We start from the raw sequence: 14,302 nt of genomic DNA on the forward strand, positions 1-14,302 counted from the left end.
GGTCGTCGAGAGATCGCCGACGCTTGTCGCGCTGAAGGCCGCGATCTGGCTTGTCGAGAAGTCGGCCGCGTCGATAGCGTCGAGATAGGAGGCGGCGAGGCCGCCGATCTGCGTGGCGGTGAGGCCGCGGACCTGCGTCGAGGTCAGATCAGTGACCTGCGTCGTGGAGAGGTTCGAGATCGCCGTCGTGCTGAGCTTGCCGATCTGCGTGGCGGTGAGGCCGGCGAGCTGCGTGGAGGTGAAGGCCTGCACCTCGGTCGAGGTCAGCGCGCCGAAGGCGGTGGCCGAGAGCGAGCCGATCTGGGTTGAGGTGAGGTTGGCGACCTGGGTCGTCGAGAGATCGCCGACGCTTGTCGCGCTGAAGGCCGCGATCTGGCTTGTCGAGAAGTCGGCCGCATCGATAGCGTCGAGATAGGAGGCGGCGAGGCCGCCGATCTGCGTGGCGGTGAGGCCGCGCACCTGCGTCGAGGTGAGGTCGGTGACCTGCGTGGTGGAGAGGTTGGACAGCGCCGTGGTGGTGAGCTTGCCGAGCTGCGTTGCGGTGAGGCCGGCGAGCTGCGTGGTGCTCCAGGCCTGGACTTCCGTCGATGAGAGGCCGGCGAAAGCCGTCGCCGACAGGGCGCCGATCTGCGAGGCGCTGAGGCCTTCCGCCTGAGTGGTGGAGAGATTGCCGGCCGCGGCGCCGTCGAGTCCGGCGATCTGGGAGGTGGTCAGATTGGCGAGATTGACCGCGATGAGATCGTCGGTGCTCAGCGCATTGAGCTGCGAGGTGGTGAGGCCGCGCACCTGCGTCTGGCTCAACGAGGAAATCTGCGTCGTCGAGAGATTGCTGATCGCCGTTGTGGTGAGCTTGCCGATCTGCGTGGAGGTGAGCGCGCCGATCTGTGTGGCGTCCCATCCCTCCAGCTCGGTCGAGGTGAGCGCGCCGATCTGCGAGGAGGTGAGCGCCGCGACCTGAGTGGCGGTGAATTCGTCGGCTTGCGTCGTCGTCAAATTGCCGATCTGCGCGAGCGAGAGGCCGGCGATGGCGTTGGCCGAGAGCGCTGCGATCTGCGTCTGCGCGAAAGATTGGAGATCGGTCGAGTTGAGCGCGTTGAGCTGCGTCGATTTGAGCGCCGCCGCCTGCGTGGTGCTGAGCGCCGCTATGTCCGTTGTCGTCAGATTGGATATGATCGTCGTGGTGAGCCCGGCAACCTGAGTGGCGGTGAGAGAGGTGAAGATCGAGGTCATCGGGCGCTCCGCTTCCAATGAAGCTGTTTACGAAGAAACGAAAGTTTGACGGCGTGACGGTTCTCGGCCCGAGCGCGCTCGGTCCGCATCGGGCGTGAGCGTAGGACGCAGCGAGGACGCGCGAGCGATCGCTCCGGCGCGAGGGGCCGGCGGCTGTGCCTTGGTCACGAAGGTTTTTGGAGAACACCGTCGCGCTTGGCCGTGCCTCCAGCGGAGTCCTGCGAGCCGGAATGGGCTCGCGAGTTCCTGGCCGGGCCGGCGGCGGACAGATCATCTGTCCTGTTCGGCGCGAATACGAAGCGATCCCTTATCGGAGGCTTCGCGGTTTTGAAGATCGCATGGAGGTCTTAATAAACATCTAAATGAAAGAGCTAACGAATTCCTATGATTTCGGTTCGAGGATTCGTGTCCGAGGGAGCCGTCCGCGAAGCGGCGTCGCCATGCTCGCGCAGCGGCGGGCTCACGCGTTTGCGCGGAGTTCTCTCTCGTCCAGCGCCACCGATTTCACCAGCGCATAGACTTGCGCGCCGACGCTCAGATTCATCTCGGCGACCGATAGCCGCGTCGTCGCCGAGATGAGCCGATCGCCGCCTTCGAGCTCGAGCCGCACGAAGGCGAGCGGACTCGCGTCCTCGTCGATCGCGACGATGCGGCCGAGAAGCACGGTGCGTATGCTGGTGTTCTCCGGCTTGCGGTAGGCGAGCGCCACATCGGTGGCGTTGATGAGCGCGCGCACCTTCCGGTCGCCGTTGACGATATGCGCCGCGACGACGATCTCGCCCGAGGGATGCGCGAGCCGCGTCACGCCATAACGCGCATCAAAGGCGCCGACATGCGCCACCAGCGCGCTGACCACCGAGAAGCGGCCGCCTTCCGTATATCGGCTCGCGGCGGCGAGCGTCTCCGAGGGCAGGCCCTGCGCGACAATGCCGCCGCGCTCGAGCGAGATCACCTCGTCGGCGAGGCGCAATATCTCGTCGGCCGCGTGAGAGACGAGCAGGATCGGAATCGAGAATTCGTCGCGCAGCCGCTCGATCAGCGTCATGATCTCCTGGCGCCGGTCATAGTCGAGCGAGGCCATGGGCTCGTCCATCACCAATAGGCGCGGCGAGCAGAGCAGGGCGCGGGCGAGGCCGACGCGCTGCCGCTCGCCGCCCGAGAGCGCGCCGGCGCGGCGGCGCAGCAGATGCGCGACGCCGAGCGTCTCGACCACGGCCTCGAATGGCACGCGGCGCTCCGCCTTGGGCGTGAAGAAGCGGCCGAACAGAATATTCGTCTTTACGTCGAAATGCGGAAACAGCAGCGCATCCTGAAACACGAGGCCGATTCGGCGCTTCTCCGGCGGCACGAAGAGACGCTGCGCCGTATCGACGAGAAGCGCGCCATTGACGACGATATGGCCCTCGTCCGGCGCCGCGAGGCCGGCGACGAGATGGGCGAGCGTCGTCTTGCCGGAGCCGGACGGCCCATGCAGCGCGAGGATGCGGGCCTTGGAGGTGAAGGCGGCGGCGAGAGTGAAATCGCCCCGGCGCAATTTTATATCGACGCCGATCATTTGCCGGCTCGCGTCGCATCGGCGCGCTTTTGCAAAATCTCCGAGACGACGAGGGCGGCCACGGCGATCGTCGCCGATACGGCGGCGAGCCGCAGCGCGTCGGCGTCGCCGTCCGGCGTCTGGGTGAAGCTGTAGATGGCGGAGGGAATCGTCTGCGTCTCGCCGGGAATATTGGAGACGAAGGTGATCGTTGCGCCGAACTCGCCGAGCGCCTTGGCGAAGCCGAGAATCGAGCCGACGATGACGCCCGGCGCCGCTAGAGGCAGCGTCACCAGGAAGAAGGTCCACAGTGGATCGGCGCCCAGCGAGCGCGAGGCGAGCGCCAGCCGCTCGTCGATGCTCTCGAAGGAGAGGCGAATCGGGCGGATCATCAGCGGAAAGCTCATCACGGCGGCGGCCAGCGCCGCGCCGGTCCAGCGAAAGGCGAAGACAATGCCGAAATATTCCGCGAGGAAGGCGCCGAGCGGCGTCTTGCGGCCGAGCAGCAGCAGCAGGGCGAAGCCGGTGACGACCGGCGGCATGACCAGCGGCAGATGAATGAAGGCGTTCAGCGCCGCATGGCCGGGAAAGCGCCAGCGCGCCAGAGCATAGGCGACGAAGACGGCGAGCGGCAGGGAGAACGCCGTGGCCGTCCCCGCGACCTTCAGGCTGAGGACGATCGCCGTCAGCTCCTGCGGGGAGAACTGGAGGGAAGGCGCAAAATCCGAGAGGTTCATGCTCTGAGGATTTACGCCTTCACTCCCGCTACGTCGAGCGCTTATATAGCGCCGTTGATCCAGCGCAGCAATTCGCCCTTGGGCGCGGCGCCCACCTTCTGCGAGGCGGCCTTGCCGTCCTTGAAGATGATGAGAGTCGGGATGGAGCGAATGCCCAGCATGCCGGCGACATTGGGATTCTCGTCGACGTTGAGCTTGACGATCTTGAGCTTGTCCTTGAGCTCGGTGGCGATCTCCTCGAGCGCCGGCGCAATGGTGCGGCAGGGGCCGCACCATTCGGCCCAGAAATCCACGACGACCGGCTGGTCGGATTTCAGAACCTCGGCTTCGAAGCTCGCATCGGAGACTTTGACGGTCACGGCAGACATGGCTTTCCTTTCGAATTGAAACTTTTCCGAAAGAGTAGGAACCGCGCGGCGCCGCGTCAAGCCGAGGTCGACCCTGGCCGGGCGGCGCCCGGCCGATCCGGCCCGCGCGGCGCCGGACCGTTGACAGAGGCGGCGCCGAGCTGGTCTATGCGGCTGCGCCGCCGCATTCGATCCCAGGAGGTTCGGCCTGTCGCTCGCTCAGATACCGCCCATCGCCTATGTCGCTCCCTTTGAGCGGGCCTGGCACCATAGGGAGCTCATCCGCGCCGTGGTGCGGCGGGAGCTCACCTCCAGATTCCGCGGCTCCGTGCTCGGGCCGCTCTGGGCCGTGCTCGCCCCGCTGATCATGCTGCTCACCTATACCGTTTTGTTTTCTATAACGGTTCCGCAATTGTCCGCGGGCATGAGCACCAGCGATTACGCGGCCGGCATCTTCATCGGGCTCATCGTCTTCAATTTGTTCAGCGAGCTCGCTTATCGCGGGCCGGGCCTGCTGCACGAGCATGTGACCTTCGTGAAGAAGTCGATCTTTCCCAGCGAGACCATCGCCTGGGTGGCGACGATTCGCGCCTTCGTCTATGGCGGCATCAGCCTCGGCGTCTATGTGGTCTTCCGCCTGCTGACGGCCGGCGAATTGCCGATGACGATTTTTTTCGCGCCGCTGCTGATTCTGCCCTTCGCCTGCTTCATGCTCGGCGTGGTGTGGTTTTTGATGGCGCTCGGCGCCTTCACCCGCGATGTGGCGCATATCATGGTGTCGGTCGTGCCGGTGCTGATGTTCGCGACGCCGATCTTCTATCGGCTCGATCAGATGCCCTCGCATATCTCGATCTGGCTGCGCCTCAATCTCGTCGGCGACTATATAGAGATGCTGCGCGGCGTAGCGCTCGACGGCGTGCTGCCCAATCCCATCGCTTATGTCGCGCTGTCGCTGGTGTCTTACGGGATATTCCTGTTCGGCTATCAGTTCTTCATGCGCTACAAATCGGTCATCGTCGATGTCATCTGAACCCATCATCCGCTGCGACGGCGTCGGCAAGGCGTTCCAGCTCTATCTGCATCGCAACGACCAGCTGAAGCAGATCCTGTTCGGCCTGTGGAAGAAGTTCTATCAGGAGCATTGGGTGCTCCACGACATAGGCTTCGAGGTCGGCAAGGGCGAGAAGGTCGGCATTATCGGCCGCAATGGCGCGGGCAAGACGACGCTGCTGCAAATTCTCTGCGGCATCACGCGGCCGACGCGCGGCTCCTTCGAGGTGAAGGGCCGCGTGGCGCCGATTCTGGCGCTGGGCTCGGGCTTCGACGGCCTGCTCACCGGACGCGAGAACGCCATGATCGGCGGCGCGATCCTCGGTCTCAAGCGCAAGGAGGTGGAGAAGCGCCTGCCGGCCATCGCCGAATTCGCCGATATCGGGCCTTTCTTCGATCAGCCAATGCGGCTCTATTCCAGCGGCATGGTGGCGCGCGTCGCTTTCGCCATCTGCGCCAACGCCGACGCCGATATTCTCATCGTCGATGAGGCGCTGTCGGTCGGCGACGAGGTGTTCCAGGCCAAATGCGAGGCCTTCATCGCCGATTTCGCCAAGACCGGGACCATTTTGATGGTCTCGCACGATCTGCGCTTCCTCGGCGATCTCTGCGACCGCGTGATCTGGATCGACGAGGGCGCGGTGCGCGAGACCGGCGCGCCGGATGTCGTCATTCCCCATTATCGCGAGGTCGTGCTCGCCGCCGCGTGATGTCGTCATTGCAAGCGAAGCGAAGCAATCCAGGAGTCGAGGGCGGCCCCTGGATCGCCGCGTCGCTTCGCTCCTCGCGATGACGAAGGTTGGTCAGGCCGCGAGGGTCTGCGGCTCCGCGGCGATGGTCTCGAAGGCCGAGAGCTTGCGCATCGGGCTGGTGTTTCTGTTGCGCCGGTAGATCAGCAGGATCGACACGCCGATCTCGAGCGCCGCCGCTCCCGCCAGAAGAAAGGCGAAGCGCGCATCGGCGCGCAGCAGCGATTCGAGCGCCACCAGAAAGAAAATATGCGTCGCCGGAATGGCGATGATGACCAGCGAGCTCATGCTGCCGCGTCGCCCGGTGACGCTGCCGAAGGTCAAGACCAGCGCCATGGCGAGCAGCGTATGCGCGATGGCGAGCGAAGGCACGCCGAAGCGCTTGGCCGCCTCCGCCATCCATTCGCCGGCCTGGCGGCGGTCGAGCTTGGCGGTTTGCCAATTGGCGATGAATTCCGGCAGAGTCAGCTCATAGACGCCGCGCCAATTGCGCGGCGGCAGCGATTCGCTACCCTGCATCGGCAGCGCCATCGCATATTCGTCGAAATTGGCGATGCGGACCTCGTCCGTGTCGAAGGGCTTGGTTTGAATGCTGCCGTTGGACAGCGCCACCACGACGCCGGAGGGCTGGCGGCGGAACTCTGCACGCGCCGCGGTGATCGTCTCCTCCTGGCGCTTCTCGATGGAAATCTGCCGCACGAAGAGATTGACGGCGACGTCCGGCGACTCCCAGCGCTGGAGATAGAGAGTCTTCACGCCATTGTCGAAAGTGTAGAAATGCGCCGCGTCCAGCATGCGGTGATTGAGCGAGTTGCGCACCACATTGATGACGTCCTGCAGGCCGCTGGCGTAATAGGGCGCCATGAGATTGGCGAGCCCATAGCCGAAGACGACCAGCGCGCCGGCGCAGACGATCGCGGGCCGGCAGATGGACCATACGGACAGCCGCAGCGCATAGAGCACGGCGATCATGCCCTCATTGGACATGCGTGCGAATTCGAGCGCCGTGGCGACGCCTATGGCCATGGGCAGAGTGATGAAGCCGACTGTCGGCATGGTGCCGACCAGCGCCGGGGCCAGCAGGCCGGCGCGAATCGCCGCCGGGGTCAGCGTGTAGAGCAGATAGGAGAGCACGACCGGCACGATGAGCGCGAGCTGGACGACGAGCGTGCTGAACAGGATGCGCCGTGCGAGATAGAGGAAAAGTAGGCGAGGCATGTGTCCTGTTCCGTGCGACGAAATCGACCCGTCCCGGAGGGAGGGCCGCCGCCGCACGGCAGTCTCATAGCGGAATTCGGCCTATTTGCGAAATTTCGTCCAGGCGGCTTTGGAAAACTCCTTCCACGAGGCGTCGAAAACGCCCGTCGAGGGGAGGGCGGTCGCCCCAGCCCAATGGCAGAAGTAGATTTCCTTGCCGTCTGGATCGAGCGGCTTGCCCTCGGAAAAGGTGATTCCGGGCGCCTGATAGAAGCTCTCATGCGAGGCGCGCTCGACGCAGTGCGGCAAAAGCGTGATGGCGAGCCCGCGCCGATGCGTCACGAAATTCACCAGAGGCTGGGCGAAGAGCTGCCCGCGCTTGCGCACCTCGTGGAAGAGCTTGGCGTCCTCGCGCATCGTCTCGATGAAATGGTCGAGCTTCAAATATTGGTTGGACGTGACCCAAAAGCCGTCGTTGAACAGCAGCGCGTCGCGCAGGAAGGGGTAATTGGCCTTCTTCTCGTTATAGACATATTCGAAGCTCGGCGAGGCGACGATGAATTCCGTCTTCTTGGCCTCGAGCCGGCCGAAAATGGGCGAGAAATCGCGATAGAGCACCACATCGACATCGACATAGGCGACCTCGTCGAGCGGCAGGGCGAGGGCCTGCAGCTTGCGCAGCCGGCGGCGATTGCCGTTGAACGGGCCGGGATAGAGCTCGGCGGCGAGTCTGTCGATCGCCTCGGGAACCTCCTCGATGAAATGCGCGCCGTATATGTCCGCCGCGCGCCGCGTCTGCGCGACATTCTCGTCATAGGGGACGAGATAGAGCGGCAGATGCGCGTTGGTCTGCGCATAGCTCTCGAGGAAGGGGAGCAGCCAGTCGATGATCTTGTCATTGCCGACGATGGCGATCCCATAACGCTTGCCGGCCGCGGCCCCGCTCTGATCGGGGGCGGCGCGTGGCAGGGAAAAATCTGGATTTGCGGGTCGAAGGCTCATATACCCCGTCTACTTGGAAACGCGGCCGCAGGGCAAGCGGGGCGGGCCGATACGGGGACGCGCAGGAAGAGGCGTTTCCACCTCCCCCTTCGAGGGGGAGGTCGAGCGCCGAAGGCGCTCGGGAGGGGGTGCTCTCCGAGTCTCGGGGCTTCGCACCACGCCGGCCGAGCCTCTTCCTCATTGGGGGTGGGTGGGGCGCGCCTGCGTCCCATCGTCGCGCGGAACGGGAGGGGTCGATCGAGCAGCTTGTTTCCAACGACGCTTCCGTCGCCGTGGGGCCGCTCGCGGGGAAGACGGTCGCGGTGGTTCACGCCGCCTGGCATTCCTGCGGCAGCTATCAGGTCAATGTCAGCCAGCTCGAGGCCTATCGCGCGCTCGGAGCGCGGACGATTTCCGTCGCTCTGATGGACACGCCGGCCCCGCGGCCGCCGCGTGGGCCGCGCTGGGAGGCCTATTTCGCCGCCTCCGCCGATCTGCCGGCCGACAAGCGCTATTTCTGCGGGCCGAGCCGGCTCGCCGCTCTCTCGCCGTCCTTTCTCGCCCATGCGTGGTGGCGGCTGATCCATGGCGATCAGGCGACCTGGCTCGTCGAGCTCGCCAAGCTCGTCGCTCTTCCTCCCGGCCTCGCAGACGAGAATGTCGATCTCGTGCATGCGAATCATTATTTCACGCTGCCCTTTGTTGCTCGACTGCTTCGTGGAAGAAATGCGCCGGTCATGGTCGAGACGCAGGACATACAAGCGCGACAATATATTCTGCGCAATCAGGGCGGCTTTTTCCTGCCCCCCTACGTGACCTATGACGATATGTTGTCGGTAGAGCTCGAGTGGATGCGCGCGGCGGATCTCTGCATACATCTCAATGAGGAGGAGCGGGCGGAGTTCGTCCGTCTGCTGCCGCAGGCGCGTCATCGCCTCGTCTATCCCGCCATTGCGCCGGTTCCCTGCGGGCCGGGCGGCGATCGCATCATCATCGTCGCCAGCGACAATTACGGAAATTTCGTCAGCCTGCGCTGGTTCCTGCGCGAGGTCGCGCCGCTCGCGCCTAGCGTCGAGGTGGAGATCTACGGCAATATCGATTCGGGCGTGAAGCGCCTCGACAAATCGCTCTACGAGTCTCACCGCGCGCTGTTCAAGGGGCGCATCGACGACATCGGCGCCGTCTATGCGCAGGCCGCCTGCGTGCTGCTGCCGACGATCGAAGGGCATGGCCTCTCGGTGAAGGCGGTGGAGGCGATGGCGAGCGGCGCGCCACTCATCGCCACGCGCCGGGCGTTTCGCGGCATGGCCATCGATCCCGAGCGGCTCGGCAATGTCATTCTCGCCGATGAGGCCGCCGATTTCGCCGCCGCCCTGCGCGAGATCGGCCAGCGTCGCGACGCGGGCGCGCGCGAAGTCTCCGACACGCGCCGCCTCTATGACGATATGTTCAGCCCTGCGGCCTATGCGCGCGCCTTGCACGAGACGGCCGCGCCGTTGCTCGTGCGATGAACGACGCTCACGCAATGAAAGACACTGCTTCTCTGCCGCTCGCCGGGCGTCATGTCGCCATTGTGCATCCGGCCTGGCACTCCTGCGGCACATATCGCGTCGTGCTGGGGCAGGTCGCGGCCTATCGCGCGCTCGGCGCCCGCGTCGCGCCGGTCGCCATATGCGATCTGCCCGGCTTCACGCCGGAACGCGCCTGGCGCTGGCGCGCTTTCGTCGAGGCGACGCCCGAGCTATCGCGAGGCGAACGCTGGTTCGGCGGCGCGTCTTTCCACGCTTTCGCGGCGCCGCGCTTTCTGCGCGATGTTCTGTGGCCCTTTCTCCATGGCGATCAGGCGGTCATTCGCGCCGGCGTCGCCGAGCGCGCGGAGCTGCCGCTGGGCCTCATGGATCGCCGCTTCGATCTCGTGCATTGCAATCATTTCTTCCTGATGTCGGTGGCGAAGCGCCTCGCGCGCGGCGCGCCCATAATGCTCGACAGCCATGATCTGCAAGCACGCCAATTCGCGCTGATGAACGAGCGTGCGCCCTTGCTGCCGCCGCGCGTGACCTATGAGCAAATGCTCGCCCGCGAGCTCGATCTGATGCGCGGCGCCGATCTTCTGCTGCATCTCAATGCGCAGGAATATGATGATTTCCGCGCGCTGCTGCCTCAGAAGCAGCATGCGCTGCTCTATCCGAGCGCGCCGGAAGCGCCGCTCGGCCCCGGCGGCGAGGATATTCTGCTCGTCGCCAGCAACAATAGCGCCAATGTCGATAGCGTCTGCTGGTTCCTGCGCGAGGTTCTCGGCGATACGAAAATTCCGCATTTGCGCATCGTCGGCAATGTCGACGCCGGCGTGAAGGCGCGCGATCCCGCGCTCTATGCGGCGCATCGCGCGTGTTTCGTCGGCCGCGTCGACGATCCGGGCGCCGCTTATGCGACGGCGCGGCTCGTGCTGCTGCCGACGATCAGCGGCCATGGCCTCTCCATCAAGACGGTGGAGGCGCTGGCGAGCGGCCTGCCGCTCGTCTCGACGACCCACGCCTTTCGCGGAATGCATGTCGATCTCGCGCGCTTTACCGATGTGACGATTGCCGACAGCGCGGAAGATTTTGCGCGCGCGTTGAAGGCCGCGGCGGTCGACGCGCGCGTTCCGAGCGAGACGCAGCGCGCGGCGAGCGAGATGCGCCGCTTCTATGACGCGCATTTCTCGCTCGACGCCTATCGCGCCAATCTCGCCGCTCTGGCGCCGACGCTCATCGGCGCGCGTCACACATAGTCCAGCATAGATGCGAGATCGAAGCTCGAGCGCTTCCCCAGCGCATCGCCATTGCGCTCGAGAAACTCCTCTGCGCGGCGTCTTCCTTCCTCGCGCAGCATCAGCAGGAAATCCCATTCGGCGATCAGCTTGGAGGAGGCCGACAGCTCCGCGGCCATGTCCGTCGCGATGGCGTGAATGCGCATGGAGGCCCAGCGCGCGCCCTCGCTATGGCCGGGATCGGCGACCTCGCGCAGCAGCGCGATCATGCGCAGCTCTTTGAGCAATGGCGAGTTGAAGGAAATCTCGTTCAGCCGGTTCAAAATATCGATCGCGCTGCGCGGCGTCTCCTTGCGCTCGATCGGATTGACCTGCACCAAAATCGTGTCCTGCGACGCGCATTCTCGCACCAGCGGCGTGATGGTCGGATTGCCGGCGTAGCCGCCGTCCCAATAGGCCTCGCCGTCGATTTCTATCGCCTGGAACATTGTCGGCAGGCAGGCGGAGGCGAGCAGCGCCTCGGCGCTGAGATCGGCGTTGCGGAAAACGCGCGCGCGGCCGGTGCGCACATTGGTCGCCGTCACGAAGAGCTTGATCGGCGAACGCGCCAGACGCTCGAAATCGATGGTCTCGCACAATATGTCGCGCAGCGGATTGGCGCCGGCGGGGTTGAGGTCATAGGGCGAGACCAGCCGCGAGGTCATGTCCATGGCGACGAAGGCCGGCGAATTGTCCAGCGTCCAGCGGCCGAGCGCCATATCCAGCGGGCTGCGCTGCAGCGGGCTGAAGCGGGCTGCGGCGGCGACGCGCCGCCAGAACTCCTCCATCGTCGCACGGGCGCCCTCGACGCCGCCCTGCGAGAATCCATGGATGAGCGCGGCCGCGTTCATCGCCCCGGCGGAAGTTCCGGAGACCCCGTCTATGCGCAGCCAAGGCTCCTCGATCAGCCGATCGAGCACGCCCCAGGTGAAGGCGCCATGCGCGCCGCCGCCCTGCAAAGCCAGATCGACGAGGATTTCGTCTCGCATCGCGCCTGTCCCGCCCACAACCATATCCAGGAAAGATAGGGCGTCGGCTTCGCTCGCCATCCCGCGCTGCTGGCATTATATGCCAATAGGGGTTAGGATTTGGAAAAAAGGGAGCCGTCCATGCCGACCCGCAATGTCGTCCTCACGGAGAGGCAGGAAAGCCTGATCGAGGCGCTCGTCCAGAGCGGGCGCTATCAGAATGCGAGCGAGGTGTTGCGGGAAGGCCTGCGCCTCGTCGAGAGCCGTGAGATCGAGGAAGCGCGCAAGCTCGAAGCCCTGCGCAGCGCGGCGAGAGAAGGCGCTTCGGCTTTCGACCGGGCCGAGTTCAAAGAATTCGCCGACGCCTCCTCGCTTCTCGCGCATCTAGACGCGCTCGCCGCCTCCGGGGCCTCGGAAAAGTGACCGAGACGTCTTGGCGCATCCGCCTCGGCGCCGAGGCGGAGCGCGATTTTCTGCGTATCCTGCAATATACGGCCGAAACCTTCGGGCCGCGCCAGACCGCAATCTACAAAGCGACGCTCATGGACGCCCTCGCCGAGCTGACGCAAGGGCCGAATGTGGCGGGTAGCAGGGCGCGGGACGAAATCCTCCCCGGTGTTCGCACGCTCCACCTCGCACGGCGCGGCCGCCGAGGACGGCATTTCATCATGTATCGCGCGGCGGAGGGGAAGGTCGTCGAAGTGCTGCGCATCCTGCATGACGCCATGGACCTCGCTCGGCATATTCCGCCCGATATCGGTTGACGCTGTGGCCAGCTCGGCGCGGAGCGCCTATCTGAAATCCCTTCGCTCCTTCACGCAGACCGGGCTTGCACGTAGACCGGGCTTGACCCGCGCCGCCGAGGCGCCATTCTTCCGTCATGATCCGCATGGGCCATCCGATACCTCCCGCCGGCGCGCAGAGCTTCGCCAATCTCGGCGACCGGCCGCGCGAAATCTTTCGCCAGATCGTCGACACCTATCTGTCGAGCGGCGATCCCGTCGGCTCGCGCCAGCTCTCGCGGCTGCTGCCCATGGCGCTGTCGCCGGCCTCGGTGCGCAATGTGATGCAGGATTTGGAGGAGCTCGGACTCGTCTATGCGCCGCACACCAGCGCCGGCCGCATGCCCACAGAGCTCGGCCTGCGCTTTTTCGTCGATTCTCTGCTGCAGATCGGCGACGTCGCCGAGGATGAGCGCGCGCAGATCGAGGCGCAGGTCGAGGCCGCCTCCAAGGACCATGACCTCGAGGGCGTGCTGGCCGAGGCCACGAGCATGCTCTCCGGCCTCACCCGCGGCGCCGCCGTGGTGGTGACGAGCAAGGACAATGCGCGGCTGAAGCAGATCGAGTTCGTGCGCCTCGAGCCCGAGCGCGCGCTCGCCATTCTCGTGGGGGAGGATGGCTCGGTCGAAAATCGCGTGCTGCAGGTGCCGCGCGATCTGCCCGCCTCCTCGCTGATCGAGGCGGCCAATTATCTCAACGCCCGCATTCGCGGCCTCACCCTCGGCCAGGTCCGCTCGGAAATAGAGGATGCGCGCAAGGCGGCGCAGAACGAGCTCGACGAATTGACCGCCCGGCTCGTCGACGCCGGGCTCGCCAGCTGGGGCGGGGCGGGGGCGGAACATCGCCAGCTGATCGTGCGCGGACAGGCCAATCTGCTCGAGGATCTGACCGCTATGGCCGATCTCGACCGCATCCGCCTGCTGTTCTCCGACCTCGAGACCAAGACCGAGGTCATCGATCTCCTCGAGCGCGCCGAGACCGGCGAGGGCGTGCGCATCTTCATCGGCTCGGAGAATCGGCTGTTCTCGCTCTCCGGCTCCTCGATGATCGCCGCGCCGCTGCGCGACGGCAATAAGCGCATCGTCGGCGCGCTGGGCATCATCGGCCCGACGCGGCTCAATTACGCGCGCATCGTGCCCATGGTGGATTATACCGCGAAAGTGGTGGCGCGGGTCGTGGGCGGTTAGCGCTCGCGCGCCGATTTCGGATAGGGAATTTTCATGTCACGGCCCGACGACGCATTCGACGCGGCGGCGCATTTCGACGAGGCTTCCGCGACGCGATACGATCGGCGCATTCGATCGTTCTGTCCGAGCTATGACGCGTTGCATCACATGACGACGGCTTGGCTCTCGCGCCTGCCGGAGCGCGCCGAATTTCTCTCCGCCGGCGCTGGAACGGGCGCCGAGATTCTCGCTCTCGGCAGCCGTTTTCCCCTCTGGCGCTTCACCGCGGTCGAAGTCTCGATCGATATGATGACGGCTTGCCGGAACCGTGTCGCCGCCGCGGGCATGGCGGAGCGCGTCGCCTATTTCCAGGGGCGTGTGCAGGAGTTTCGATCAGCGACGTCCTTCGACGCCGCTTCGTCTATCTTCGTGTCCCACTTCATCGCGGGGCGGGAGGAGAAGCTCGCCTATTTCCGCGCGATCTCGTCGCTGCTGAAGCCTGGAGGATCATTCATCCTCGCCGACCTTTTCGGTGACAGAGCGTCGAGCGAATTCGGCGCGCTGCTGGACGCATGGCTGGCGTCCTACGCGTCCCATGGAGTCGCTGCGCCGGAACTGGAGAAGGATCGCGCCCATATCGAGAATGACATCGCCTTCGTTTCCGAGAGTGAATTGCTCGAATTGCTGCACGAGGCGGGCTTCGACGCGCCCATCCGCTTCTATCAGACCTTCCTCTTCGGCGGCTGGATGATGACGAAACGAGTCTGAGAGCG

General features: G+C 65.1%; 14 protein-coding genes and 1 pseudogene. 8 read left to right on the plus strand and 7 right to left on the minus strand.

Features of this window, described 5'->3' with window-relative positions; translation table 11 throughout:
* The 4 genes and pseudogenes from EDE12_RS13860 to trxA form a co-directional block, all read right to left on the minus strand.
* A pseudogene (locus EDE12_RS13860) lies at positions 1–1,230 on the minus strand (hypothetical protein); the annotation flags it as partial.
* 460 nt (positions 1,231–1,690) lie between these two features.
* Positions 1,691–2,785 carry a molybdenum ABC transporter ATP-binding protein gene (modC, locus tag EDE12_RS13865; RefSeq protein WP_026598099.1) on the minus strand — a complete coding sequence of 365 codons (1,095 nt, stop codon included), beginning with the start codon at positions 2,783–2,785 and terminating at the stop codon, positions 1,691–1,693.
* Positions 2,782–3,501 (minus strand): molybdate ABC transporter permease subunit, encoded by a 720-nt coding sequence (modB, locus tag EDE12_RS13870; protein WP_026598100.1) that lies wholly within the window; start codon positions 3,499–3,501, stop codon positions 2,782–2,784. Before modB ends, modC begins: the two co-directional genes overlap by 4 nt.
* 41 nt (positions 3,502–3,542) lie before the next feature.
* Entirely contained in the window at positions 3,543–3,869 is a 327-nt protein-coding gene (trxA, locus tag EDE12_RS13875) for a thioredoxin (protein WP_024879349.1), read from the minus strand.
* A gap of 268 nt (positions 3,870–4,137) precedes the next feature.
* On the opposite strand from trxA, the gene EDE12_RS13880 reads away from it, so the two are divergent.
* Together EDE12_RS13880 and EDE12_RS13885 are read left to right on the plus strand one after the other, a co-directional pair.
* Complete coding sequence (locus EDE12_RS13880) at positions 4,138–4,878, plus strand: ABC transporter permease (RefSeq protein WP_024879350.1); 741 nt, start codon at positions 4,138–4,140, stop codon at positions 4,876–4,878.
* Positions 4,868–5,608, plus strand: a complete 741-nt coding sequence (locus EDE12_RS13885) for an ABC transporter ATP-binding protein (RefSeq protein WP_024879351.1) — start codon at positions 4,868–4,870, stop codon at positions 5,606–5,608. The genes EDE12_RS13880 and EDE12_RS13885 overlap by 11 nt, the downstream gene beginning before the upstream one ends.
* Positions 5,609–5,701: 93 nt before the next feature.
* On the opposite strand, the gene EDE12_RS13890 is transcribed toward EDE12_RS13885, so the two are convergent.
* Both EDE12_RS13890 and EDE12_RS13895 read right to left on the minus strand, forming a co-directional pair.
* Entirely contained in the window at positions 5,702–6,865 is a 1,164-nt protein-coding gene (locus EDE12_RS13890) for an LptF/LptG family permease (RefSeq protein WP_026598102.1), read from the minus strand.
* An 81-nt stretch (positions 6,866–6,946) separates the two neighbouring features.
* A complete protein-coding gene (locus EDE12_RS13895; RefSeq protein WP_026598103.1) occupies positions 6,947–7,846 on the minus strand; it encodes a hypothetical protein in 900 nt (299 codons plus the stop codon).
* Between the two features lie 272 nt (positions 7,847–8,118).
* On the opposite strand from EDE12_RS13895, the gene EDE12_RS13900 reads away from it, so the two are divergent.
* Together EDE12_RS13900 and EDE12_RS13905 are read left to right on the plus strand one after the other, a co-directional pair.
* Complete coding sequence (locus EDE12_RS13900) at positions 8,119–9,336, plus strand: glycosyltransferase (RefSeq protein WP_024879354.1); 1,218 nt, start codon at positions 8,119–8,121, stop codon at positions 9,334–9,336.
* Positions 9,337–9,350: 14 nt separating this feature from the next.
* Positions 9,351–10,595, plus strand: a complete 1,245-nt coding sequence (locus tag EDE12_RS13905; RefSeq protein WP_024879355.1) for a glycosyltransferase — start codon at positions 9,351–9,353, stop codon at positions 10,593–10,595.
* Here the strand turns inward: EDE12_RS13905 and EDE12_RS13910 are convergent.
* Positions 10,586–11,602 carry a patatin-like phospholipase family protein gene (locus tag EDE12_RS13910; RefSeq protein WP_348625810.1) on the minus strand — a complete coding sequence of 339 codons (1,017 nt, stop codon included), beginning with the start codon at positions 11,600–11,602 and terminating at the stop codon, positions 10,586–10,588. The genes EDE12_RS13905 and EDE12_RS13910 overlap by 10 nt on opposite strands.
* Before the next feature lie 120 nt (positions 11,603–11,722).
* Between EDE12_RS13910 and EDE12_RS13915 the strand changes: the two genes are divergently transcribed.
* From EDE12_RS13915 to EDE12_RS13930, 4 genes are all read left to right on the plus strand, one after another.
* Positions 11,723–12,004 carry a type II toxin-antitoxin system ParD family antitoxin gene (locus EDE12_RS13915; protein WP_024879357.1) on the plus strand — a complete coding sequence of 94 codons (282 nt, stop codon included), beginning with the start codon at positions 11,723–11,725 and terminating at the stop codon, positions 12,002–12,004.
* Entirely contained in the window at positions 12,001–12,345 is a 345-nt protein-coding gene (locus tag EDE12_RS13920; RefSeq protein ID WP_024879358.1) for a type II toxin-antitoxin system RelE/ParE family toxin, read from the plus strand. Before EDE12_RS13915 ends, EDE12_RS13920 begins: the two co-directional genes overlap by 4 nt.
* Before the next feature lie 116 nt (positions 12,346–12,461).
* The gene (gene hrcA, locus EDE12_RS13925; RefSeq protein ID WP_024879359.1) at positions 12,462–13,550 is read left to right on the plus strand and encodes a heat-inducible transcriptional repressor HrcA; all 1,089 of its coding nucleotides are present in this window, start codon (positions 12,462–12,464) and stop codon (positions 13,548–13,550) included.
* A gap of 33 nt (positions 13,551–13,583) precedes the next feature.
* Positions 13,584–14,297 carry a class I SAM-dependent methyltransferase gene (locus tag EDE12_RS13930; RefSeq protein ID WP_024879360.1) on the plus strand — a complete coding sequence of 238 codons (714 nt, stop codon included), beginning with the start codon at positions 13,584–13,586 and terminating at the stop codon, positions 14,295–14,297.
* Positions 14,298–14,302 lie beyond the last annotated feature (5 nt).

This window comes from Methylosinus sp. sav-2 (assembly GCF_004366495.1).
Classification (GTDB): Bacteria; Pseudomonadota; Alphaproteobacteria; order Rhizobiales; family Beijerinckiaceae; genus Methylosinus.

Coding starts and splice junctions, on each gene's coding strand:
- modC (WP_026598099.1), bottom strand. CDS start 2,785: ATGATCGGCGTCGATATAAAATTGCGCCGGGGCGATTTCACTCTCGCC.
- modB (WP_026598100.1), bottom strand. CDS start 3,501: ATGAACCTCTCGGATTTTGCGCCTTCCCTCCAGTTCTCCCCGCAGGAG.
- trxA (WP_024879349.1), bottom strand. CDS start 3,869: ATGTCTGCCGTGACCGTCAAAGTCTCCGATGCGAGCTTCGAAGCCGAG.
- EDE12_RS13885 (WP_024879351.1), top strand. CDS start 4,868: ATGTCATCTGAACCCATCATCCGCTGCGACGGCGTCGGCAAGGCGTTC.
- EDE12_RS13890 (WP_026598102.1), bottom strand. CDS start 6,865: ATGCCTCGCCTACTTTTCCTCTATCTCGCACGGCGCATCCTGTTCAGC.
- EDE12_RS13895 (WP_026598103.1), bottom strand. CDS start 7,846: ATGAGCCTTCGACCCGCAAATCCAGATTTTTCCCTGCCACGCGCCGCC.
- EDE12_RS13905 (WP_024879355.1), top strand. CDS start 9,351: ATGAAAGACACTGCTTCTCTGCCGCTCGCCGGGCGTCATGTCGCCATT.
- EDE12_RS13910 (WP_348625810.1), bottom strand. CDS start 11,602: ATGCGAGACGAAATCCTCGTCGATCTGGCTTTGCAGGGCGGCGGCGCG.
- EDE12_RS13915 (WP_024879357.1), top strand. CDS start 11,723: ATGCCGACCCGCAATGTCGTCCTCACGGAGAGGCAGGAAAGCCTGATC.
- hrcA (WP_024879359.1), top strand. CDS start 12,462: ATGATCCGCATGGGCCATCCGATACCTCCCGCCGGCGCGCAGAGCTTC.
- EDE12_RS13930 (WP_024879360.1), top strand. CDS start 13,584: ATGTCACGGCCCGACGACGCATTCGACGCGGCGGCGCATTTCGACGAG.